Raw genomic sequence first — 21,955 nt, forward strand, 5'->3', positions numbered from 1 at the left:
GGATGAAAGGAGGACCCCAGGGCCGAGCCGACCCTCCCCTGGTGGGGTCCGGTCGGAGCTGTCCGGGGAGGGTCAGAGTCGGGCGCCGTCGAGGCAGGCGGATGCGCAGGCCGCGGCAGGCGATGCGAGAAAGACGACGGCAGCCTTCGGCGCGTCCGCGACCGCGGACACAAGCTCGAAGAAGGGCTGCCGGAACATGCGTTGATCGTCGCCTATCGCGGGACGCCCGTCGACTGGTTTTTCCCGGCCTGGATCCCACGACCCGACCTGGCGCTTCATTCCCGTCGGTTACGCTCCTTCGGTGCTCGATGCCGCTGCCCCGCCCGCGCCCGCGTCAGCCGCGCCCGCCGCACCGGCCGCGCGCCGCGCCCGCGCGCTGTTCTCGCCGCGGTTGCGCCTGTGCCTGCTGGTGGCGCTGTTGGCGGGTGCGGCGGGCGCGGTCTGGGCGTGGCAGCCGCACCGGCTGCTGGCCGACGGGTGGCCGCCGCAGGTGTCCGGCGCCACGGCCGCGGTGGTGTTCGCGGTCGTCTACGGGGGCTGCGCCGCGGCCCTGGTGCCGCGGCCGCTGCTGAATCTGGCGGCCGGCGCGCTGTTCGGGGCGTCCACGGGGCTGGCCGCGGCGGTGGCCGGTACGGTGCTCAGCGCCGGTGTCTCGTTCGGCCTGGGCCGGCTGCTGGGGCAGGACGCGCTGCGGCCGCTGCTGCGCGGCCGCTGGCTGACGGCGGCCGATCGGCAGCTGAGCCGGCACGGGTTCCGCTCGATGCTGGCGATCCGGCTGTTCCCTGGCGTACCTTTCGCCGCCGCGAACTACTGCGCCGCCGTATCACGGATGGGCTGGCTGCCCTTCCTGCTGGCGACCGGGCTCGGCAGTGTGCCGAACACCGCCGCGTACGCGGTGGCGGGCAGCCGCGCCACCACCCCGACCTCGCCGGTGTTCCTGGCCGCGCTGGCCTGTATCGCACTGCCCGCGCTCGCGGGTTTCGTGGTGGCCTGGCGCCGACGGGCCCGGCTTGGCAAGACCGCTCCGGAAACCGATCAGTGCACCCCGCCGGTGGCCGGAAGACCAGGGTCTTAGTAGGGCTCTTACCGAGGGACGGTACGCTGCCCGACGACCGGCGTTGATCCACAGCGGCCGGTCTCCCCGTCGGCCGCCCCGCCTGACCCGCCGCTGCGCCGGTCAGTGCATGATCAGCCTTGGATAGCGTAGACGCGATGTCGTGGTTCGAATCTTTCATTCTCGGGCTGGTCCAGGGGCTGACCGAGTTCCTGCCGATCTCCTCCAGCGCCCATCTGCGGCTCACCGCCGCCTTCGCGGGGTGGGAGGACCCCGGCCCCGCCTTCACGGCCATCACCCAGATCGGCACCGAGCTCGCCGTGCTGATCTACTTCCGCAAGGACGTCGCCAACATCCTCTCGGCCTGGTCCCGCTCGCTCTTCAGCAAGGAGTGGCGCGGGAACCATGACGCCCAGATGGGATGGTTGGTGATCGTCGGCTCGATACCCATCGGTGTGCTCGGGGTGACCCTCAAGGACCAGATCGAGGGCCCGTTCCGTGATCTGCGTCTCACCGCCACCATGCTGGTGGTGATGGGCCTGGTGCTGGGCTTCGCGGACCGGCGGGCGGCCCGCGACGAGATGGGCGGCAAGCACCGCGCTCCCATGCAGCGCAAAACACTGCGCGAACTCGGCATCAAGGACGGCCTGATCTTCGGCGTCTGCCAGGCGATGGCGCTGGTGCCGGGCGTGTCCCGGTCCGGCGCGACGATCAGCGGCGGTCTGCTGATGGGCTACACGCGCGAGGCGGCGGCCCGCTACTCGTTCCTGCTCGCCATGCCCGCGGTGCTGGCCTCCGGAGCGTACGAGCTGAAGGACGCCTCGGACGGGCATACCGCGTGGGGCCCGACGATCTTCGCGACTGTTATCGCTTTTGTGGTCGGATATGCGGTCATCGCCTGGTTCATGAAGTTCATCTCCACCAAGAGCTTCATGCCGTTTGTGTACTACCGGGTGCTGCTGGGCCTGGTGGTGTTCGGGCTCGTCGCGTTCGGTGTGCTGAGCGCGCACGCGGCCGACTCCGCGGGCTGACGGAAACGGAAAGCGCCTCCCGAGATCGGAGCGGCAGCGGTTCTGCGGGGTTCGATCCCCACACGCGCGAACGCGTTTCCACCATAAAGAAGTAACCGCAAGCCTGCGCACCGGGAGGCGCGGCACCCACTCTAGCCGCCCGCGTCGCCGGGGCCGATCGAATTACCGATCCGCCCCGGACGACGCGGGCGGCTTTGTGCAGCGGCTTCACGGCAGGAAGAGGGGGATGGGCCGCCGGCCGAGGAGGGAGGGAGTCCGGCGGCCCCTTCGCCCAGGTCTGGCACACCTGAGCGGGCTGTATGAAGACTCAACCACCACACCGCGTTCCGCGGGAGGGTGTGCGGTAGATATATGCATGCACTCTCATCACGCGGGGTGTGAATTCGTCACACTCCGTGCGAGCCCTACCCAACGCTGTGGGCCGCCTCGATCACCCCGGCCAGCTCGGTCAGCGAGTCCACGCACCAGTCCGCCAGCGCCGCGTCGGCCGAGCGCGCCCAGAGACGCCCCCACGGCCCACGCCGGATATGCGCCGCCCGCAGCCCGGCGGCCTTGGCGGGACGGATGTCCAGCGCGGGGTAGTCACCTACGTACACGGTCTCGTGCGGCGCGGCTTGCGCCAGGTCCACGACCTGGCCGAAGAAGCGCGGATCGGGCTTGGCGACGCCCCACTGCGCGGAGGTGGCGACCCCGTCCACCGGCAGCTCCAGCGCGCGCAGCAGCTCACCCATGCGCTCCGTCTGGTTCCCGGCCACGACGACCCGGACCCCGAGCGCCCGCAGCGCGCCCAGGGCCGGCCGTACGTCCGGATAGAGATCCGCCTCCTCCAGGCGCTCCCCGCACCCGGCCGCCTCGCGCGCCCGCCGCTCGGCCCGGATGTCCGCCCCCGGCCGTACGAGCCGGATCGCCTCCACGTCCTCCCGCCCCCGCGCGACCACCGCCCCGACCAGCGCGGACAGCGTATGCGGGGGAACGCCCAGCCAGTCGGCCCATGCGGCCCAGTACCGGTCCTCACGTACCAGAGTCGAGCCGACGTCGAAGACGATCGCCGCCGGTGCGGGCCCCGCCCTACGAACCACTCTGCCCGGCGCCGCCCGCGCCGCCGTCCCAGTCCGCGTACCGGATCCGGGGCCGCTCCAGCACCTCGCCGAGCGTCGCCCACTCGTCCTTGCCCAGCCGGGCCAGCGGACGCAGCCTGGTCACCTCGGGGTGGCCGTCGTCCATGACATGCTCATCGACCGCCGCGTGCACCACCCGGCCGAACACCACGGTGGAGTCCCCGAGCCGCACCGTGCTGTGCAGCTCACACTCCAGCGCGACCGACGAGGCCGCCACCCGCGGCGGCTTCACCCGCAGACTCGGCTCCCGCGCGATGCCCACCGCCTCGAACTCCCCGACCTCGGGCGGAAAGTCCGTCGCCGTCTCGTTGATCTGCTCAAACAGCTGCTCGGGCGCGAAGTTCACCACGAACTCCCCGGTCTCCTCCACATTGCGCAGCGAGTCCTTGCGCCCCACCGAGGTGAACTGCACGATCGGCGGGGCCACACAGGCGACCGTGAAGAAGGAGTGCGGCGCCAGATTGCAGGTCCCTGCGGCCGAGACGGTGGACACCCAGGCGATCGGCCGAGGGACGACCACGGAGGTCAGCAGCTTGTAGAAGGGAGTGCGGCCTACAGCCTCGGGATCGAATTCAATACGCATACCGCCCAGTATCCGCATATACGGCGGCCCATCCCAAGGGCGGCTCGCGGTCTCATCCGTCCCGTAGGGACCGGGGCGCCCCTAGAGGGTCCACGTCCCGACGCGTGCCGGGTCGAGCCCTGTGCGGTCCATCTGCCACGTCACGCTCGCGATCTTCGCATCCTTCGGCACGTCGAAGATCACCCAGCCGGTGGCCCGTTCCCCCTGCGAGAGAGTCATCGTGATGCTCAGGGACTCGCCGTCGGTGGGATCCCCGGGTTTGCCGTTGTGTGCCGTCCCGGCTGTGTCGACGACCGTCGGGGGCGTGTACGGGGCGTCGCTGTAGGTGACCGTGCCGGTGTTCACGATCGTGAACTCCGCCGCGACCAGGCGGTTCCCGTGGCGGGGGTCGAAGTAGGGGCCCTGGGCCTTCGCGTTGTCCACGAACTTGTTCAGCGTGACGTCGGCCGTGGGCGCGGTCGTTTCACCCAGGCCCACGATTCCTGTGAGCGAGAGGGTGTCGCCGAGCTTGGCACCCGTCGAGCTCGCGCCGCTGGGCGCGGCCTCCGGCGACTTCTCACCGCCGGGTTCGACGGCGCCGCTGGAGTGGGTGCCCTTCGTCGTCGTCCCGGCCTTGTCGTCGTCTCCGTCCGACCCATTACAAGCAGTGAGAGCGGCGGTGAGTGCGACGACCGCCGCGGCGGCAGCGATGGAACGATGCATGGAATCCCCCGTACATTCCGTGAAATCAGATCGGTGGCGACATCCCCGAATCCTTGTACACCACAGTGTGCCTGGGATGTTCGATCTGTAACTGATCGGTGCCAAATCGGGGTTGGGCGCGAGAGCAGTACGGCCCGCGTACCGGATCCGGGGCCGCTCCAGCACCTCGCCGAGCGTCGCCCACTCGGGCGCGAAGTTCACCACGAACTCCCCGGTCTCCTCCACATTGCGCAGCGAGTACCACGGAGGTCAGCAGCTTGTAGAAGGGAGTGCGGCCCACAGCCTCGGGATCGAATTCGATACGCATACCGCCCAGCATCCGCACATATGGCCGCCCATCCCAAGGGCGGCTCGCGGCCGCACACCCCCGTTGACGACAGACCTTAGAGGGTCCACCTTCCGGTGTGTTCCGGGTCGTTCGATATGCGGTTCATCTGGAACGTCACGGTTGTGACCTTCACACCCTTCGGCACGTCGAAGATCACCCAGCCGGTGGCCCGTTGCCCCGGCGAGATATTCATGATCATGCCGTCCCCCAGGGGCTTGCCGGCATCGGAATCCCCGGGCTTGCCGTGGTGTTCCCCACCGGCGGCGTCGATAACCGTCGGGGGCGTGTACGGGATGTCGCCGTAGGCGACCGTGTCGGTGTTCACGATCGTGAACTCCGCTGCGACCAGGCGGCTTCCTTCCTTGGGCTCGAAGGCGCCGAGCCCGGGCTTCGCGTCGTCCACGAACTTGTTCAGCGTGACGTCGACCGTGGACGCGTTCGACATGCCCCCTGTTCCTGTGAGCGAGAGGGTGTCGCCGAGCTTGGCGCCCGTCGAGCTGGCGCTGCTGGGCGCGGCCTCCGAGGACTTCTGGCCGCCGGGTTCGACGGCGGCGCTGGAGTGGGTGCCCTTCTTCGTCGTCCCGGCCTTGTCGCCGTCCCCGTCCGACCCATTACAAGCGGTGAGAGCAGCGGTGAGTGCGACGACCGCCGCGGCGGCAGCGATGGAACGGTGCATGGAATCCCCCGTACATTCCGTGAAATCAGATCGGTGGCGACGCCCCGAAATTCTTGTACACCACAGTGCGCCTGGGATGTTCGTTCTGTAACTGAACGGTGCCAAATCGGGGTTGGGCGCGAGAACCGTGTGGCCCCCGCGCCCCGGATCGGTCACTTGTTGGTCTTGGGCAGCCCTGCCGACGATCTTGGTCTGCCCGGCGGAGGCCACATGGTAGGCGGCGGTCGGGTTGGGGCCGAGGAAGCAAAGGCAGATCGCGCGCCACGTCAACCGCCCACCGCATACTGGACCGTCGGGGCCCGGCCGACTACCGGCTGGTGCTGTGACTGCGTTCCTGGTCCGGCCGGGTGTGACCGGCCGCCTGGTCAGAGCCGGGTGGCGCAGGGGCGCGCCCGGTGCGCGCGGCGACCACCATCACGACGAGGCCGAGCGCCACGACCGCGGCGCCCACGTACAGCGGTGCGGTGTAGCCAAGGCCGACGCTGATCGCGAGGCCGCCGAGCCAGGCGCCCAGGGCGTTGCCGACGTTGGAGGCCGAGACGTTGGCGCTGGCGGCGAGCGGTGCGCCACCGGCGGCGTCCGTGACGCGGGTGATCATGCCGGGGACGCCGGCGAACCCGAAGACGCCCATCAGGAAGACCAGGACCACCGACGCGCCCCGCCCCTCGGCCAGCAGCCCGAACACCGCGAGCGTGGCGGCGAGTCCCGCAAGCGACGCGATCAGCGTGCGATCGCGGTCGCGGTCGGCCGCCCGGCCCCCGACCACGTTGCCGATCACCAGGCCGCTGCCGTAGACGACGAGCAGCCAGGAGACATCGGTGCTGGAGAAGCCGGTGACCTCGGTGAAGGTGTACGCGATATAGCTGAACGCCCCGAACATGCCGCCGTAGCCGAGGGCGGTGGCGGTGAGGGTCAGCCAGACCTGCCGGGAGCGGAAGGCCCGGAGCTGGGGGCGCAGACCGGCCGCCCGGTGGGCCTCGTCCACGGCGCCCGCCCAGGCCGGGACCCATACGGCGATGGCGGCCACGGCCAGTACGCCGATCCCGGTGATCGCCCAGAACGTGGCGCGCCAGCCCCAGCGTTCGCCGACCAGGGCCCCGAACGGCACGCCCAGCACATTGGCGACCGTGAGCCCCGCGAACATCACGGCGACCGCGCGCGAGGCCCGCTCCGGCGGGACCATACGGCGGGCGACGAGCGAGCCGATGCCGAAGAACGAGCCGTGGCACAGGGCGGCGACGACCCGGCCGAGCAGCGCCACCGCGTAGTTGGACGCGACGGCGGACAGTAGGTTACCGAGGACGAACAACGCCACCAGCGCGACGAGGACCGTCTTGCGGTGGATGCGGTTGGTGGCGGCGGTCAGCAGGATCGCGCCGATCGCGACGCTGAGGGCGTACCCCGAGATGAGCCACCCGGCCGCCGCCTCGGAGACGCCCAGGTCACTGCTCACTTGGGGCAGCAGGCCCGCGATGACGAACTCGGTCAGGCCGATCCCGAAGCCGCCGAGACCGAGCGCGACCAACCCCGCGGGCATCTGCCGCGCGTCCCTGTTCTGTCGGATGTTCACGCAAACATCATGGGGTCCGGCCGCCGGACCGGACAAGAACCTTCCCTCTAGCCCACGGCCGGCGGTCGGCGCCGCCAGTGCTGCGTGGCCTGCTCGAAGGCATGGCCGATCTGGAGAACGGCGAAGTCCGCCCGGTGCGGTCCCACGATCTGCAGGCCGACCGGCAGCCCCTCGCGGGTGAACCCGGCCGGTACGGACAGCGCGGGGCTGCCGGTCGCGCTGATCAGGTAGGCCGAGCGCATCCAGTCCAGATAGTCCGCCATCGGCACACCGGCCACCTCGGTCGGGTATTCCACCGTCACATCGAACGGCGTCACCTGGCTGACCGGCAGCAGCAGCGCGTCGTACCGCTCGAAGAACTCGCGCACCCGGTGGAAGAGCCTGGTGTGCGCCATCTCGGCCCGGCCGAGGGCGGGCCCGGTCAGCCGGCGCCCCACCTCGGCGTTCTCCCGGATGGTCCGCTTGAGCGCGTCGGGGTGGTCCTCGGGATAGCTGTCCATCAGCGGGCCGAAGGAGAGCTCGAAGAGCCAGGCGCGCAGCGTACGGAACGCCTCCTCGCCCTCGGCGAGGTCCGGGCAGGCCTCCTCCACCACACAGCCGAGGTCCTCGAACACCTTCACCGCCGACTCGACGGCGCGGGCCACGGCCGGCTCCACCGGGACCAGCCCGCCCAGGTCCGGCGACCAGGCCACCCGCAGCCCGCGCGGATCGCGGTCGAGCGGGCGGGCGAAGCGGGCGCCGGGCTCCTCCAGAGCGATGGGCGAACGCGGATCGGACCCCGCCATCGCGGACAGCAGCAGCGCGGCGTCGCCCACCGTACGGCCCATGGGACCGACCACCGAGAGCGTGTTCCAGGCGGCCGCGGCGGGCCAGGTGGGGACGCGCCCGGGCGACGGGCGCAGGCCCACGACGTTGCAGAACGAGGCCGGGTTGCGCAGCGAGCCTCCGGCGTCGCTGCCGTCCGCGATCGGAACCATGCCGCAGGCCAGCGCGGCGGCCGCGCCGCCGCTGCTGCCGCCCGCGCTGCGGGTGAGGTCGTACGGGTTGTGGGTGGCGCCGAAGACGGGGTTGAAGGTGTGCGAACCGGCCGCGAACTCGGGCACGTTGGTCTTGCCGACGGTGATCGCCCCGGCGGCCTTGATCCGCTCGATGACCAGGTCGTCCTGCTCGGGTACGCCGTCGACGAGCCGCGATCCATGGCTGGTGCGGATGCCCGCGGTGTTGTGGGTGTCCTTGTGGGCGATGGGCAGCCCGTGCAGGGGGCCGAGCTCGGCCGGGTCGGCCCCGGCCGCGAGCCGCTCGTCTGCCGCCTCGGCGGCGTCGAGCGCGCGGTCCGCGACCAGGGTGACGATCGCGTTGACCGCGGGGTTGACCCGCTCGATGCGGTCGAGATGGGCCGTCAGCAGCTCGCGCGCGGACACCTCGCGGCGGCGCAGCAGGCCGACGAGGTCCAGGGCGGGCAGAAAGCAGAGGTCGTCGTCGTTCGGCACCCGGGCTCACTCTCCCTCTCGTTGAACGCCGCTCAGAAAACGGCTCAGAACTCGGCTGACGCGACGCACACGGTGCCCCACGCCACGGGCTCCCCCGCGGTCGGCGTTCACACAGGATTCTCCCTGGATTTGGCCGTCCGCCGTGACGCGGTGCCGCCTGGCGGACGAGACTGCCCCGACCCCCTGCTCCACCCCGGACGCCGAGGAGAGTGGCCGTTCATGACTTCCCTGGACCGTAGACGTTTTATGCAGTTGGCCGGCGGCGGCGCCGCGATGTCCCTGCTGTCCGACAGCATCGCGCGGGCCGCGGAGATCCCCGCGAACCGCCGCACCGGCAGCCTGCGGGACGTGGAACACATCGTGGTCCTGATGCAGGAGAACCGCTCCTTCGACCACTATTTCGGCACCCTGCGCGGGGTCCGGGGGTTCGGCGACCCACATCCCGTGTCCCTGCCCAGCGGCAAGCCGGTGTGGCATCAGCCGGACGGCGCGAAGAAGGAGGTGCTGCCCTTCCGCCCCGACGCCGAGGATCTCGGCCTGCAGTTCCTCCAGGGTCTCAACCACGACTGGAACGGCGGCCAGTCCGCCTTCCACCAGGGCGCCTACGACAACTGGGTGCCGGCCAAGACCGCCACCACCATGGCGTACCTCACCCGTGAGGACATCCCGTTCCACTACGCGCTGGCCGACGCCTTCACCGTCTGCGACGCGTACCACTGCTCGTTCATAGGCAACACGGACCCCAACCGCTACTACATGTGGACCGGCTACACGGGCAACGACGGCGCCGGCGGCGGTCCGGTCCTCGACAACGCGGAGGCCGGCTACTCCTGGACGACGTACCCCGAGCGCCTGGAGAAGGCCGGGGTCTCCTGGAAGATCTACCAGGACATCGGCGACGGCCTCGACGCCGCGGGCGGCTGGGGCTGGATCGAGGACGCGTACCGGGGCAACTACGGCGACAACTCGCTGCTGTACTTCAACCAGTACCGCGGCGCCGCGCCCGGCGATCCGCTCTACGACAAGGCCCGCACCGGCACCGACGCCAAGAAGGGCGACGGGTACTTCGACATCCTGCGGGCCGACGTCAAGGCCGGCCGGCTGCCGCAGGTCTCCTGGATCGCGGCGCCCGAGGCGTTCAGCGAGCACCCCAACTGGCCGCCGAACTACGGCGCCTGGTACATCGCCCAGGTCCTGGACGCGCTGACCTCGAACCCGGAGGTGTGGAGCAAGACCGCGCTGCTGATCACCTACGACGAGAACGACGGCTTCTTCGACCACCTCGTGCCCCCGTACCCGCCGTCCTCAGCGCAGAAGGGCGCGTCGACCGTGGAGACCACCGGGGAGCTGTTCCCGGGCTCCGCGTCGAAGGTCGCGGGCCCGTACGGCCTGGCGCAGCGGGTGCCGATGCTCGTGGTGTCGCCGTGGAGCACCGGCGGCTGGGTCTGCTCCCAGACCCTCGACCACACCTCGATCGTCCGGTTCATCGAACGCCGCTTCGGGGTGGCCGAGCCGAACATCTCGCCGTGGCGGCGGGCGGTGTGCGGCGATCTGACCGCGGCGTTCGACTTCGCGCGGACCGACGCCCACCTCCCGGCCTTCCCGGACACCAGCGGCTATCTGCCCCCGGACCGCGAGCGCCACCCCGACTACAAGCCCAAGCCCCCGGCGCACGGCTCGCTGCCCGGGCAGGAGCCGGGCACGCGCCGCGCCAGGCCGCTGCCGTACGACCTGGCCGCCGACGCCACGGTCACCGACGGCGGGCTGCGGATCGGCTTCGCCAACCCGGGCCGGGCGGGCGCGCACTTCCACGTCACCTCCGCCACCGACGCCGCCGGCCCCTGGGGCTACACGGTCGAGGCGGGGAAGCGGCTGTCCGGCAGCTGGGACACCGCAGAGCGGCAGCAGGGGGCGTACGACTTCACGGTCCACGGGCCCGGAGGGTTCCTGCGGCGCTTCACCGGCCACACCGCCGCCGGCCTGCGGGGGCCCGAGGTGAGCGCGCGCCACGACCGCAAGGCGGGGCAGGTGCGGCTGACCCTCACCAACGGGGGCGACACGACCGTGACGCTGACCGTGACCGACGCGTACGGCAAGGCCCGACCGGCCACCTACCGGCTGCGGCCCGGTGCGCACGCCGTCCACACGGCGGACCTGGGGCGCAGCCACCAGTGGTACGACCTGTCGGTCGCCTCCGACCACGACGGCGGCTTCCTGCGGCGGCTGGCCGGCCATGTCGAGACGGGGCGGGCGGGGGTCAGCGACCCGGCGATCTCGTCGGACTGACGCCTGAGACTGACGCGACGCCCGTGCGTCCGGCCGGCACAGAGCCGTCGGCCGGACGCACGGAGCGCGGGGTACGGGCGTCAGGCGCGGGCGGCGTCGATCAGCACCTTGGCCGCCTCGCGGGCCTGCCGGGCCGGTTCCGGGGTGCCGGATATCGCGGCCGTGGTGATCGCGCCCTCGGCCAGCAGGGCGAGGTGGGCGGCCAGCGGCGCGGGCAGGTCCGCGGCGGCGACGAGGCGGGCCACATACCGCTGGAAGGCGTCCTTGTGGGCGCGGGCGGCCGCGGCGACCTCCGGTGCGGTGGCGCCGAGCTCGCCGTAGGAGTTGATGAAGGCGCAGCCCCGGTAGTCGGGCTCGCTGAACCATTCGTACAGCCAGTCGAAGATCGCCGCCACCCGCTCCTCGGGCGGCCCCGGCACCGCCTCGACGTACTGCGCGAGCCCGTGCAGCAGGTGGGCGTCGCGGCGCCGCAGATACGCCTCGACCAGGACGGACTTGGACGGGTAGAGCTGGTAGAGGCGCTTGAGGGAGACGCCCGAGGCGGTCCGTACCGCGTCCATGCCGACGGCCTGTACGCCGCGGCCGTAGTAGAGCTCCTCGGCCGCGTCGAGGACCCGCTCCTTCGTCTCTTCGAGATCCACCGTCATCCGCCCTCGCCACCCCGCGCAGCATTACCCGAGAACCATCGTTCTCCCACTGTACCCCAGGGCCCGGCGGCGGGGCCGTCACCAGGTATCGGCCGCCGGTCGGGTATTCAATGGAGAGAGCTGGAGAGAGTCGGCCGGAGCACCAGACAGCGTGAGATGAACGACCATGAGGCGACCGGACACCGCGCGGGACCGGCCCGTCCGGTCCGACGACCTCGTTGACGAGGCGTCCACGGCCAGAGCCACCATCGATGAGCGGGGCATCGTCACGGGGTGGAACGAGGGGGCCCGCAAGCTCCTCGGCCACCCGGACTCGGCGGTGGTGGGCAGGCCCGCTTCCCGGCTGCTCGCCGACGGGGCGGCCGGGGACCTCCCCGTCCCCCCGGAGCCGCTGACCAGATGGAGCGGGGAGCTGACGCTGCGCCACCGCGACGGCCGTCCGCTACGGGTGGCCCTGCTGGCGCACCACAGGCGGACGGCGGACGGCGGGGCCGAATGGCTGCTGGTCTCCCCGCTGGACCGCGCGGGGCCGACCGCCGCCGACGACGAGCTGGTCAGGGCCGCCTTCACCCAGGGTCCTTGCACGATGGCGGTCTTCGACGCCCGGCTGCTCGTGCGCTGGGTGAACACGTATATGGAAGGCGTGGTGGACTTCGGTCAGGCCCAGGTGCGCGGCCTGCGCGTCTCGGACGTCGTGCCCGGTACGCGTGGCGCCGAGATCGAGCGGATGATGCGCCTGGTGCTCGATACGGGCCTGCCGCAGTATCTGAGCCTCCCCCCGGGGCACGGCAAGGCGGCCTGGTCGATCTTGCTGGCCCCGGTGCTCGGCGACGACGGCCGGGTGCTCGGCGTGGTCCTGTCGGGTCACGACGTCACCGTGCGGTACGAGGCGCACCGGCGGCTGGCGCGGCTCAACGAGGCCAGTGTCCGGATCGGCTCCACGCTGGACATCGTGCGCACCGCTCAGGAGCTGACCGATGTGGCCGCCCCGGAGTTCGCGGACTTCGCGGTGGTGGATCTGCTGCCCGAGATCCACCCCGGCGGCGCGGAGCCGCCCCCCGGGCCGGTGCCCGGCACCGTCGTACTGCGCCGCGTCGCCGCCCAGTCGGCGCTCGACGGCAAACCGGACATGGTGATCGCGCTGGGCGATCTGGCCGTCTACCCGGAGCACTCGCCCGCGGCCGAATGTCTGGCCGCGGGGCGGGGGGTGCTGCTCGCGGTGACCCCCGAGGCCATCGCCGAGTGGGAGCGGGACGCTCCCGCGCGGGCCGCGAGGATGCGCGAGTTCGGCTTCCACTCCACGATCGCCGTCCCCCTGCTCGCCCGCGGCACGACGCTGGGCGTGGCCGCCTTCGCCCGCCATCGGCGCCCGGAGCCGTTCGAGGCGGACGATCTGCTGCTCGCCGAGGAGATCACGGCCAGGGCCGCGGTGTGCATCGACAACGCCCACCGCTACACCCGCCAGCGCGAGGCCGCCCTGACCCTGCAGCGCAGCCTGCTGCCGCAGGCGCTGCCGCCCCATCCGGCGGTCCAGGCCGCCGGCCGCTATCTGCCCGCCGGCTCGCGGGCGGGGGTCGGCGGCGACTGGTTCGATGTGATCCCGCTGTCCAGTGCCCGGGTCGCGCTGGTGGTGGGCGATGTGGTCGGCCACGGCTTCCAGGCGTCCGCCGCCATGGGCCGGCTGCGGACGGCGGTGCGTACGCTGGCCGATGTCGAACTGCCCCCGGACGAACTGCTCACCCACCTCGACGACCTGGTCAACCGGCTGTCGGCCGAGACGGAGGACGAGCCGGGCGCCGAGGCGCGCACCGCCGGGGACATCGGCGCCACCTGCCTGTACGCGGTGTACGACCCGGTGTCGCGGCGCTGTACGCTCGCCCGCGCCGGCCATCCGCCGCCCGTGCTGACCCGGCCCGACGGCACCGCCGAATTCCTCGACCTGCCCGGCGGGCCGCCGCTGGGCCTGGGCAGTCTGCCCTTCGAGTCCCGCGAGGTGGAGTTGGCGGAGGGCAGCCTGCTGTCCCTCTACACCAACGGTCTGATCCAGGCCCCCGACCGCGATGTCGACGAGGCGGTGGACGCGCTGCGCACGGTGCTCTCCCGGCCCGCCGAGTCCTTGGAGGACCTGTGCGACGCGGTGCTGACCACGCTGGTCCCCGGCCGCCCCGCCGACGATGTGGCCCTGCTGGTGGCCCGCACCCGGGCGCTGGACGCGAACCAGGTGGCCACCTGGGACCTGCCCGCGGAGCCGGCCGTCGTGGCCCAGGCCCGTAAGGACGCCACCGACCAGCTGGTGGCCTGGGGCCTGGACGAGGCGGTCTTCACCACCGAACTGGTGGTCAGCGAGCTGGTCACCAACGCCATCCGGCACGCCCAGGCACCCATCCAGCTGCGCCTGATCCACGACCGCGACCTCATCTGCGAGGTCTCCGACGGCAGCAACACCGCCCCGCATCTGCGCCGGGCGCGCGTCTTCGACGAGGGCGGCCGGGGGCTGCTGCTGGTGGCTCAGCTCGCCCGGCGCTGGGGCACCCGGCACGGCCCCACCGGCAAGACGATCTGGGCCGAGCAGGCCCTGCCCGACCCGGCCGGGTGAGGTCGGGCCTTACGACCTGGGGGGCGACAGGTCGTTACAATCGCCAAAGAAACAAAGCATGTTCGGCCGGAGCGCGTGGCACCCAAGGAACGAAAGGCCGCATCTCCATGCGAACTCAAGCCTCGCTCGGCACCGGCCCGCTGGCCGCCATGAGCCCCGCCGAATCGGCCCGCCTCATGGCGGTCATGCGCGAGGCCGCCCTGAGCCGGGGCAGGCTTCCGCTGCCCGCGCGCCCGGTGATCGGCCAGTCCTGGGACCGTATGCTGCGCCTGGGTCTCGACCCGGAGCACGGCAGCGCCCCGCGGCTGCTGGGCCTCGAGGAGCTGGAGCGGCGGCGGCAGCAGACCCGGCTGGCGGATGTGCTGCCCACCTTGCACAGCGGCCTGCTCGAGGCGGCGGAGGCGGCCGGACACATCATGATCATCACCGATGCCGACGGGCGGGTGCTGTGGATCGACGGCCACCGTGGGGTGCGCAGATACGCCGACGGCATCGCGCTCACCGAGGGCGCCCACTGGGCCGAGGACGTCGCCGGGACCAGCGGCATCGGCACCGCGCTGGCCGTCCGGGCGCCCGTACGGGTGCACTCCGCCGAGCACTTCGTCCGCGCCTTCCACACCTGGAGCTGCGCCGCGGCCCCGGTCCTCGACCCCCGGGACGGGCGGCTGCTGGGCATCGTGGACATCAGCGGCCCGGCCGCCAGCGCCCATCCGACCGTACTGTCCCTGGTCACCGCGACGGCCCGGTGGGCGGAGGGTGAACTGCGGCTGGCCCACAGCCGGGAGCTCGACCGGCTGCGTGCCGTCGCGGCGCCGGTGCTGGCCCGGATCCGGGGCAAGGCGGTCGCGGTCGACCAGCACGGCTGGATCGCCGGGGTCACCGGGGTCACCCCGCGGGACCACCGGCTGCTGCTGCCCAAGTCGGCGGCCTGCGGGCCGGTGTGGCTGCCCGCGCTCGGCACCTGCGCGGTGGAGCCGCTGCCCGGCGGGCATCTGCTGCGGGTCCTCGGCTCCGGCGCGGACGAGACGGGCGAGCTGTACGGGCCGGAGGGCACCGGCCGCGTGGTCCTGGACGTCCGCCGTCCGCACGAGTGGTCGCTGACCTTCTCGGGGCCCTCCGGCACCTGGACCCACCAGCTCAGCGCCCGCCACGCCGAAATGCTGCTGGTCCTCGCCGCGTCGCCGGGCGGGCGGACGGCGGCCCAGCTGGCCGACGATCTCTTCGGCGACCCGACGCGGACGGTCACCGTACGCGCCGCCATGTCCCGGCTGCGCCGCAGCTTCGGGGCGGTGCTCGCGCACCGCCCCTACCGCATCGCCGACCAGCTCCGCGTCGACGTACGACGGCCTGACCGCCTCCAGGACCTGCTGCCCTTCAGCGCCGCGCCGGGCGTCGCCCGGCTGCGGTGCGCCGGTTAGCCGCGGAGCGCGGGTCAGCTGCGGCCCGCGACCTCCTCCGGGCGGAGGACGGCGGCGAGCCGGTCGGCGGGCAACAGGCCCTTCTCCAGGACCAGTTCGGCCACTCCACGGCCGGTGGCCAGGGCCTCCTGGGCGATGCTGGTGGCCGCGCTGTAGCCGATATGCGGGTTGAGCGCGGTGACCAGGCCGATGGAGTTCTCCACCGTCGCGCGCAGGTTCTCGGCGTTCGCGGTGATACCGGAGACGCAGCGCTCGGCGAGCGTCAGGCAGGCCGCGCGCAGATGGGTGATGCTCTTCGAGAGGGAGTGCAGGATGATCGGCTCGAAGGCGTTCAGCTGGAGCTGTCCGGCCTCGGCGGCCATGGTGATGGTGACGTCGTTGCCGATCACCTCGAAGGCGACCTGGTTGACCACCTCGGGTATGACCGGGTTGACCTTGCCGGGCATGATGCTTGACCCGGCCTGGACCGGGGGCAGGTTGATCTCGTTCAGCCCGGCGCGCGGGCCGGAGGACAGCAGCCGCAGGTCGTTGCAGCTCTTGGAGAGCTTGACGGCGATCCGCTTGAGGACGCCCGACAGATGGACGAAGGCGCCGCAGTCCTGGGTGGCCTCGACCAGGTTGGCGGCCGTGACCATGGGCAGTCCGGTGATGGCGGCGAGGTGGCGGCGCGCGGCCTCGGCGTAGCTGGCGGGGGCGTTGAGGCCGGTGCCGATCGCCGTCGCGCCGAGGTTGATCTCGTGGACGAGGCTCTGGGCCTCGATCAGCCGGCTCTGGTCCTCCTCCAGCATCACCGCGTACGCCGAGAACTCCTGGCCGAGCGTCATCGGCACCGCGTCCTGGAGCTGGGTGCGCCCCATCTTCAGGATGTCGCGGAACTCCTCGGCCTTGGCGGCGAACGCCTCGCGCAGAATCTCCATCGCGGCGAGCAGCCCCTGCACGGCCAGGATGGTGGAGACCTTGACGGCGGTGGGGTAGACGTCGTTGGTGGACTGGCTGAGGTTGACGTCCTCGTTCGGGTGCAGCTGGGCGTAGTCGCCCTTGGCGTGGCCGAGGATTTCCAGCGCCCGGTTGGCGATCACCTCGTTGGCGTTCATATTGGTCGAGGTCCCCGCCCCGCCCTGGACCACATCGACCACGAACTGGTCGTGCAGCCGGCCCTGCCGGATCTCCTGGCAGGCGGCGGCGATGGCGTCGGCCTTGCGCGGCTCCAGCAGCCCCAGGTCCTGATTCGCGCGGGCCGCGGCCTCCTTGACGGCGGCCAGGGCGCCGATGAGGTGCGGGTAGGCCGCGATGGTGGTGCCGGTGATGGGGAAGTTCTCCGTGGCGCGCAGGGTGTGGACGCCCCAGTACGCGTCGGCCGGCACATCACGGTCGCCCAGCAGGTCGTGTTCTCGGCGGAAGCCGGTGGCAGTCATCGGTGTGCGGTGTCCCTTGGTGAGGCGGGGTGAGGGTTGGTGTGGGGGGTGGCGGGGGTGACGCGAAGCACCAGCGCGTCTGGCGGGGAGCCGGAGGGGCGCGCCCCTGTCGAAAGGGAGAGCGCGCGCAGGCCCTGAGGTACGAAGGGCCGAGCACGGTCGACTGTCGACAGGGGCTAAAGCGCCCCGGAGGCGGACCGCCGGGAAAAGGCGTCGGATGGCCGTGAGAGGAAATCCGTCGCCCGCAGGCTACCGACGGGCCGGCCGCCGCCGAGGACGGGGGCCTCGGCGAACTCGGTGAGCAGGCCGGGGTCCACGCCCAGGTGGGCGAGGGCCGCGGCGGTCACCGGCATCCGGGCGCGGTCCCCGCCGTCGGCGATCTTCACGGCGAGCGCCCGCCCGTCGGGCAGCGCGGCCACCTGGACCCCCTCGAAGCCGTCCTTGGCCACGAGGCCGGGCACCGCCCGCATCAGCCGGGCGACGTCCCGCCCGGTCCCGGCGACCATCTCGGGGTGTTCGCGCATGGCGGTCGCGACCCGGCCCTCGGGGGTGTCCGCGGGGGCCGTGGCGATCCGCGCGAGGGCGCGGGCCAGCCCGCGCGGAGAGATCGCGAACAACGGCGCACCGCACCCGTCGACCGTCACCTGGGCGGTGCGCTGCCCGGTCAGATCCTCGACGGTCTCGGCGATCAGCTGCTGCAGCGGATGCGCCGGGTCGAGATAGCCCTCCAGCGGCCAGTCGCGCAGTTGGGCGGTCAGCAGCATCGCGGCGTGCTTGCCCGAGCAGTTCTGGGCGAGCCGGGAGGGCCCGTATCCGGCGCGCAGCCACGCCTCGCGCTCGGGGACGCCGTACGGCAGGTCGGGGACGTTGCGCAGCGGGTCCTCGGCCAGTTGGCCCTGTGCGAGGATGCGCCGCGCCCCGGCCAGGTGGCGCTGCTGGCCGGAGTGGCTGGCGGCGGTGAGCGCCAGCAGCTCACCGTCCAGCGGCAGCCCGGCGCGCAGCATGGCGACGGCCTGGACGGGCTTGAGTGCCGAGCGGGGGTAGAACGCGGCGTCGGGGTCGCCGGCCTGGCCGAGCACCTGGCCGTCGGCGGCCAGCAGCACGGCCGAGCCGTGGTGGACGCCTTCGACCAGCCCGCCGCGGATCACCTGGACGAGCGGCACATGGCGTGCCTCGCGTATCTCGGGCGGGGCGGCGGGCACCGAACGGTCGGGGCCGAGGTCGGGGAGGGTGTGGGAGGCGGTTGCGGGAGAGGCGTTCACAGGGGAGGTGTTCAAGGGGGGAGTGCTCAAAGTGGTGGTAGGGGTGTTGTCGTGTCGTTCGGGAGCGGTCATCGCCGTCCGCTCACCCGGCCGCGTACGGCGAACCAGCCGAGGACCAGCGCCACCGCGATCGCGGGGAGCGCCATGACGGTCAGCCGGCTGGGCCCGCCGTCGGCCCACATCAGGACCAGGACGGAGGCGAGGAAGCCCATGGTGACGATCTCGGTGTAGGGCGAGCCGGGGAGCCGGTAGCCGGGGCGGCTGAGCTGCCCGGTCCGGGTCTTGCGCCAGAAGAGCAGGTGGCACAGCATGATCATGGCCCAGGTGGAGAGGATGCCGATCGCCGCGAAGTTCAGCACGATCTCGAAGGCCTTGCTCGGCACCACATAGTTCAGGCCCACGCCCAGCACACAGAAGAAGGCGGTGAGCAGGATCCCGCCGTACGGGACATGGGTGCGGCTCATCACGCCGGTGAACTTGGGCGCGGAGCCGGACATCGCCATCGAGCGCAGGATGCGGCCGGTGGAGTAGAGCCCGGAGTTGAGGCTGGACATGGCGGCGGTGAGCACGACGAGGTTCATCACCCCGCCCGCCGAGGGCACTCCGATGTTGGACAGCACCGTCACAAAGGGGCTCTCGTCGCCCGAGTACGAGGTGAACGGCAGCAGCATGGAGAGCAGCACCACGGAGCCGACGTAGAAGAGGGCGACGCGCCACATGATGGAGTTGATCGCCCTGGGCAGGATCTTCTCGGGGTTCTCGGTCTCCCCCGCCGCCACACCGACGAGCTCGACCGAGGCGTACGCGAAGATGACGCCCTGGATGACCAGCAGCATCGGCAGCACGCCGTGCGGGAAGACGCCGCCGTTGTCGAAGATCAGCCCGGGGCCGGGGGTGTGGTCGTCGATCGGGTGGCGGGTGACCAGCAGGAAGATGCCGATCGCCATGAAGAGGGTGAGCGCGCCGACCTTGATGATCGCGAACCAGAACTCCATCTCGCCGAACATCTTGACCGAGATGAGGTTGATCGCCAGCACGACGGCGAGCGCGATCAGGGCGATCACCCACTGCGGGATGTCGGTGAACATGCCCCAGTAGTGGGTGTAGGTCGCGACGGCCGTGATGTCGGCGATCCCGGTGGTGGCCCAGTTCAGGAAGTACATCCAGCCGGCGACGAAGGCACCCTTCTCGCCGAGGAACTCACGGGCGTACGAGACGAAGGCGCCCGAGGAGGGGCGGTGCAGGACGAGCTCGCCCAGGGCCCGCACCACCAGGAAGGCGAAGACGCCGCAGACGGCGTAGGCGATGAAAAGGGAGGGTCCGGCGTTGTTGAGCCGCCCTCCGGCTCCGAGGAAGAGCCCGGTGCCGATGGCGCCACCGATGGCGATCATGTTGACGTGCCGGGCCTTGAGGGACTTGCTGTACCCGGCGTCGCCCGCGTCGATATGCGCGGCCGACTTCTCGGTCTGGTGCTGACGGCGTTCTTCCTGCCGGAGGGACTGCTCGTTCACTCCTGCTGTCCGCCTTTCGGTCTTGCCGTGCGGTCGTCGGGCTCAGAGCCGCGCCGCACGATGGTGCTGAGGGTTGTTTCGACGCGCTGGAGGTGATGAGCCATCGCCGCCACCGCATCGGGTTCGGAGCCGTCGGACAGCGCCTCGACAATCGCCCGGTGTTCTCGGTTCGCCTGCTCGCGCCGGTCGCCGAGTTCATTGAGGAACGCGGACTGCCGTGCCAGGGCGTCGCGGATCTCCTCTATCACCTTGCGGAATACCGGGTTCCGGGCCGCTTGGGCAATGGTCAGATGGAAAAGTGTGTCCATCGCCACCCATGCGGTGGTGTCGGTCTCCCGCTCCATCCGCTCCAGCAGATGGGCCAGCTGGTCCAGGTCCTCGGCGGAGCGGCGTACGGCCGCGTACCCGGCGACCGGGAGCTCGACGTGCCGACGCACTTCGAGCAGGTCACTGGCCGTGTAGTCGCCGAAGGTGGGGTCCTCGACCGGGCCGCTGGAGATGACGAAGGTACCCTTCCCGGTGCGCGACGCGGTGAGCCCCATCGTCTGCAGGGCCCGCAGCGCCTCCCGGAGCACCGGTCGGCTCACCTCCAGTCGGCGGCAGAGTTCCGCCTCGGACGGCAGCTTGTCGCCCACCGCGTATTCGCCCTGCTCAATGGCGTGGCGGAGGTACGTGAGCACGGCCTCCATGGCGCTGACGCGGCGAGGGATCGACGAGGCTGCCGGGAATGATCCGCCTGTCTGGCTGTCTGACAAGTTCACGGGCAGATACTCGGCTGGCCACAGAACCGTTGTCAATAGTTCGGCAACAAAGAGCACCCGACCGCATAGAGTAGGGCTTTTGCCCGGTTTATGCTCTATGTGGAGTTTCTTTGCATGCATGCGAGGCTCCGGCCGAGGGCACGAACGACGGGTGCGTGATCAGGCATGAAGCAGCTGACCAGGGCACGTATCACGGCCGTCGACACCTACGACGTCCGCTTCCCCACCTCGCGGCGGCTCGACGGCTCGGACGCCATGCACCCCGACCCCGACTACTCGGCCGCCTATGTGACCATCCGCACGGACGCCCCGGACGGTCTGGAGGGCCACGGCTTCTGCTTCACCATCGGCCGGGGCAACGAGGTGGCGGTCGCGGCCATCGACGCCCTCCGCCCGCACCTGGCCGGGGCGGAGCTCGACGGCACCGTCACCGGCCTCGCCGACCGCTACCGCGCGCTGATCGGCGACAGCCAGCTGCGCTGGCTCGGCCCGGACAAGGGCGTCACCCACATGGCGATCGGCGCCGTCATCAATGCCCTGTGGGACCTGCACGCCAAGCGGGCCGGAATGCCGCTGTGGAAGCTGCTTGCCGACCTCAGCCCCGAGGAACTGGTGGCCCTCGTGGACTTCCGGTACCTCGCGGACGCGCTGACCCCCGACGAGGCGCTGCTGATCCTGCGCCGTGCGGAGCCCGGCAAGGCCGAGCGTGAGGCCCGGCTACGGGCCGAGGGCTATCCGGCCTACGCCGCCTCCCCCGGCTGGCTCGGCTACTCCGACGCCCACCTCGCCTCGGCCGCCCGACAGGCCGTCGCCGACGGCTTCACCCAGATCAAGCTGAAGGTCGGCGCCGACCTGGAGGACGACATCCGGCGCTGCCGGATCGCCCGCGAGGCGGTCGGCCCGGACATCCGGATCGCCCTGGACGCCAATCAGCGGTGGGAGCTGGGTGAGGCGGTCGAGTGGACCCGCGCGCTGGCCGGGTTCGACCCGTACTGGATCGAGGAGCCCACCTCCCCCGACGAGATCCTGGGGCTCGCCGCGATCCGCCGCGCCGTTGCACCTGTAAAGGTTGCGGCGGGTGAGCACACCGCCAACCGGGTGGTCTTCAAACAGCTGCTGCAGGCCCAGGCCCTCGACATCCTCCAGCTGGACGCCTGCCGGGTCGCGGGGATCCCGGAACATCTGGCGATCCTGCTGCTCGCCGCCCAGTTCGGGGTCCCGGTGTGCCCGCACGCGGGGGGCGTCGGGCTCTGCGAGCTGGTGCGGCACCTGGCCATGTTCGACTATGTGGCGGTCAGTGGAACGCTCGAGGACCGGACGGTCGAATACGTCGACCATTTGCACGAGCACTTCACCGATCCCGCGGTGATCGCCCGGGGGCGGTACACGGCCCCCTCCGCCCCCGGGTTCAGCGCCACCCTGCGGCCCGCCTCGCTGCAGGCGTACTCGTACCCCTACGGCGCCGTCTGGCTCGCCGAGCGGGCGCAGGGAGTGGCATGAGGGTTGG

18 protein-coding genes are annotated in these 21,955 nt (G+C 71.5%); 6 read left to right on the forward strand and 12 right to left on the reverse strand.

All coding sequences use genetic code 11. The features are described 5' to 3' along the window. Positions 1-72: 72 nt before the first annotated feature. Positions 73-198, reverse strand: coding sequence for a hypothetical protein (locus ACWDSL_RS20090; RefSeq protein ID WP_450487156.1), 126 nt, complete (start codon positions 196-198; stop codon positions 73-75). A gap of 103 nt (positions 199-301) precedes the next feature. Here ACWDSL_RS20090 and ACWDSL_RS20095 point away from each other — a divergent pair, with 103 nt between their 5' ends. Further along, positions 302-1,075, forward strand: a complete 774-nt coding sequence (locus ACWDSL_RS20095; protein ID WP_450487158.1) for a TVP38/TMEM64 family protein — start codon at positions 302-304, stop codon at positions 1,073-1,075. Between the two features lie 137 nt (positions 1,076-1,212). Next, positions 1,213-2,085 (forward strand): undecaprenyl-diphosphate phosphatase, encoded by an 873-nt coding sequence (locus ACWDSL_RS20100; protein WP_450487160.1) that lies wholly within the window; start codon positions 1,213-1,215, stop codon positions 2,083-2,085. A gap of 404 nt (positions 2,086-2,489) precedes the next feature. Here ACWDSL_RS20100 and ACWDSL_RS20105 read toward each other — a convergent pair whose 3' ends face one another. The 6 genes from ACWDSL_RS20105 to ACWDSL_RS20130 form a co-directional block, all read right to left on the reverse strand. Then, positions 2,490-3,164: an HAD family hydrolase gene (locus tag ACWDSL_RS20105; RefSeq protein ID WP_450487162.1), complete on the reverse strand. Its 675-nt coding sequence runs from the start codon at positions 3,162-3,164 to the stop codon at positions 2,490-2,492. After that, complete coding sequence (locus ACWDSL_RS20110; protein ID WP_450487164.1) at positions 3,154-3,786, reverse strand: flavin reductase family protein; 633 nt, start codon at positions 3,784-3,786, stop codon at positions 3,154-3,156. The genes ACWDSL_RS20105 and ACWDSL_RS20110 overlap by 11 nt, the downstream gene beginning before the upstream one ends. Before the next feature lie 81 nt (positions 3,787-3,867). Continuing rightward, on the reverse strand, positions 3,868-4,488 hold the full coding sequence (locus tag ACWDSL_RS20115) for a DUF4352 domain-containing protein (protein ID WP_450487166.1): 621 nt from the start codon (positions 4,486-4,488) through the stop codon (positions 3,868-3,870). Between the two features lie 383 nt (positions 4,489-4,871). After that, positions 4,872-5,492 carry a DUF4352 domain-containing protein gene (locus ACWDSL_RS20120; protein ID WP_450487168.1) on the reverse strand — a complete coding sequence of 207 codons (621 nt, stop codon included), beginning with the start codon at positions 5,490-5,492 and terminating at the stop codon, positions 4,872-4,874. Between the two features lie 307 nt (positions 5,493-5,799). Beyond that, positions 5,800-7,029 carry an MFS transporter gene (locus ACWDSL_RS20125; RefSeq protein WP_450487204.1) on the reverse strand — a complete coding sequence of 410 codons (1,230 nt, stop codon included), beginning with the start codon at positions 7,027-7,029 and terminating at the stop codon, positions 5,800-5,802. 80 nt (positions 7,030-7,109) lie between these two features. Beyond that, positions 7,110-8,552, reverse strand: coding sequence for an amidase (locus ACWDSL_RS20130; RefSeq protein ID WP_450487170.1), 1,443 nt, complete (start codon positions 8,550-8,552; stop codon positions 7,110-7,112). A 219-nt stretch (positions 8,553-8,771) separates the two neighbouring features. Here ACWDSL_RS20130 and ACWDSL_RS20135 point away from each other — a divergent pair, with 219 nt between their 5' ends. Further along, a complete protein-coding gene (locus ACWDSL_RS20135) occupies positions 8,772-10,838 on the forward strand; it encodes a phosphocholine-specific phospholipase C (protein ID WP_450487172.1) in 2,067 nt (688 codons plus the stop codon). Between the two features lie 80 nt (positions 10,839-10,918). Here ACWDSL_RS20135 and ACWDSL_RS20140 read toward each other — a convergent pair whose 3' ends face one another. After that, positions 10,919-11,485, reverse strand: coding sequence for a TetR/AcrR family transcriptional regulator (locus ACWDSL_RS20140; protein WP_450487174.1), 567 nt, complete (start codon positions 11,483-11,485; stop codon positions 10,919-10,921). Between the two features lie 166 nt (positions 11,486-11,651). Between ACWDSL_RS20140 and ACWDSL_RS20145 the strand changes: the two genes are divergently transcribed. Both ACWDSL_RS20145 and ACWDSL_RS20150 read left to right on the forward strand, forming a co-directional pair. Then, positions 11,652-14,081 carry a SpoIIE family protein phosphatase gene (locus ACWDSL_RS20145; protein ID WP_450487176.1) on the forward strand — a complete coding sequence of 810 codons (2,430 nt, stop codon included), beginning with the start codon at positions 11,652-11,654 and terminating at the stop codon, positions 14,079-14,081. A gap of 107 nt (positions 14,082-14,188) precedes the next feature. Next, positions 14,189-15,499: a GAF domain-containing protein gene (locus ACWDSL_RS20150; protein ID WP_450487178.1), complete on the forward strand. Its 1,311-nt coding sequence runs from the start codon at positions 14,189-14,191 to the stop codon at positions 15,497-15,499. A 14-nt stretch (positions 15,500-15,513) separates the two neighbouring features. On the opposite strand, the gene aspA is transcribed toward ACWDSL_RS20150, so the two are convergent. The 4 genes from aspA to ACWDSL_RS20170 all read right to left on the reverse strand — a co-directional run bounded on the left by aspA (position 15,514) and on the right by ACWDSL_RS20170 (position 20,448). After that, positions 15,514-16,914 (reverse strand): aspartate ammonia-lyase, encoded by a 1,401-nt coding sequence (gene aspA, locus ACWDSL_RS20155; protein ID WP_450487180.1) that lies wholly within the window; start codon positions 16,912-16,914, stop codon positions 15,514-15,516. Positions 16,915-17,090: 176 nt separating this feature from the next. After that, positions 17,091-18,191, reverse strand: a complete 1,101-nt coding sequence (locus ACWDSL_RS20160) for an asparaginase (RefSeq protein WP_450487182.1) — start codon at positions 18,189-18,191, stop codon at positions 17,091-17,093. A 53-nt stretch (positions 18,192-18,244) separates the two neighbouring features. Continuing rightward, positions 18,245-19,687 (reverse strand): amino acid permease, encoded by a 1,443-nt coding sequence (locus ACWDSL_RS20165; protein WP_450487184.1) that lies wholly within the window; start codon positions 19,685-19,687, stop codon positions 18,245-18,247. Further along, positions 19,684-20,448 carry a FadR/GntR family transcriptional regulator gene (locus ACWDSL_RS20170; RefSeq protein ID WP_450487186.1) on the reverse strand — a complete coding sequence of 255 codons (765 nt, stop codon included), beginning with the start codon at positions 20,446-20,448 and terminating at the stop codon, positions 19,684-19,686. Before ACWDSL_RS20170 ends, ACWDSL_RS20165 begins: the two co-directional genes overlap by 4 nt. A gap of 165 nt (positions 20,449-20,613) precedes the next feature. On the opposite strand from ACWDSL_RS20170, the gene ACWDSL_RS20175 reads away from it, so the two are divergent. Then, the gene (locus ACWDSL_RS20175; protein WP_450487188.1) at positions 20,614-21,948 is read left to right on the forward strand and encodes an enolase C-terminal domain-like protein; all 1,335 of its coding nucleotides are present in this window, start codon (positions 20,614-20,616) and stop codon (positions 21,946-21,948) included. Positions 21,949-21,955: the final 7 nt, after the last annotated feature.

The organism is Streptomyces sp. NPDC000941 (genome assembly GCF_053599555.1).

Bases quoted from the DNA above. Each gene is read 5' to 3' on its own strand.
- ACWDSL_RS20090 (WP_450487156.1), bottom strand. From the start codon at position 198: ATGTTCCGGCAGCCCTTCTTCGAGCTTGTGTCCGCGGTCGCGGACGCG.
- ACWDSL_RS20100 (WP_450487160.1), top strand. From the start codon at position 1,213: ATGTCGTGGTTCGAATCTTTCATTCTCGGGCTGGTCCAGGGGCTGACC.
- ACWDSL_RS20110 (WP_450487164.1), bottom strand. From the start codon at position 3,786: ATGCGTATTGAATTCGATCCCGAGGCTGTAGGCCGCACTCCCTTCTAC.
- ACWDSL_RS20115 (WP_450487166.1), bottom strand. From the start codon at position 4,488: ATGCATCGTTCCATCGCTGCCGCCGCGGCGGTCGTCGCACTCACCGCC.
- ACWDSL_RS20120 (WP_450487168.1), bottom strand. From the start codon at position 5,492: ATGCACCGTTCCATCGCTGCCGCCGCGGCGGTCGTCGCACTCACCGCT.
- ACWDSL_RS20125 (WP_450487204.1), bottom strand. From the start codon at position 7,029: ATGCCCGCGGGGTTGGTCGCGCTCGGTCTCGGCGGCTTCGGGATCGGC.
- ACWDSL_RS20135 (WP_450487172.1), top strand. From the start codon at position 8,772: ATGACTTCCCTGGACCGTAGACGTTTTATGCAGTTGGCCGGCGGCGGC.
- ACWDSL_RS20140 (WP_450487174.1), bottom strand. From the start codon at position 11,485: ATGACGGTGGATCTCGAAGAGACGAAGGAGCGGGTCCTCGACGCGGCC.
- ACWDSL_RS20145 (WP_450487176.1), top strand. From the start codon at position 11,652: ATGAGGCGACCGGACACCGCGCGGGACCGGCCCGTCCGGTCCGACGAC.
- ACWDSL_RS20150 (WP_450487178.1), top strand. From the start codon at position 14,189: ATGCGAACTCAAGCCTCGCTCGGCACCGGCCCGCTGGCCGCCATGAGC.
- aspA (WP_450487180.1), bottom strand. From the start codon at position 16,914: ATGACTGCCACCGGCTTCCGCCGAGAACACGACCTGCTGGGCGACCGT.
- ACWDSL_RS20175 (WP_450487188.1), top strand. From the start codon at position 20,614: ATGAAGCAGCTGACCAGGGCACGTATCACGGCCGTCGACACCTACGAC.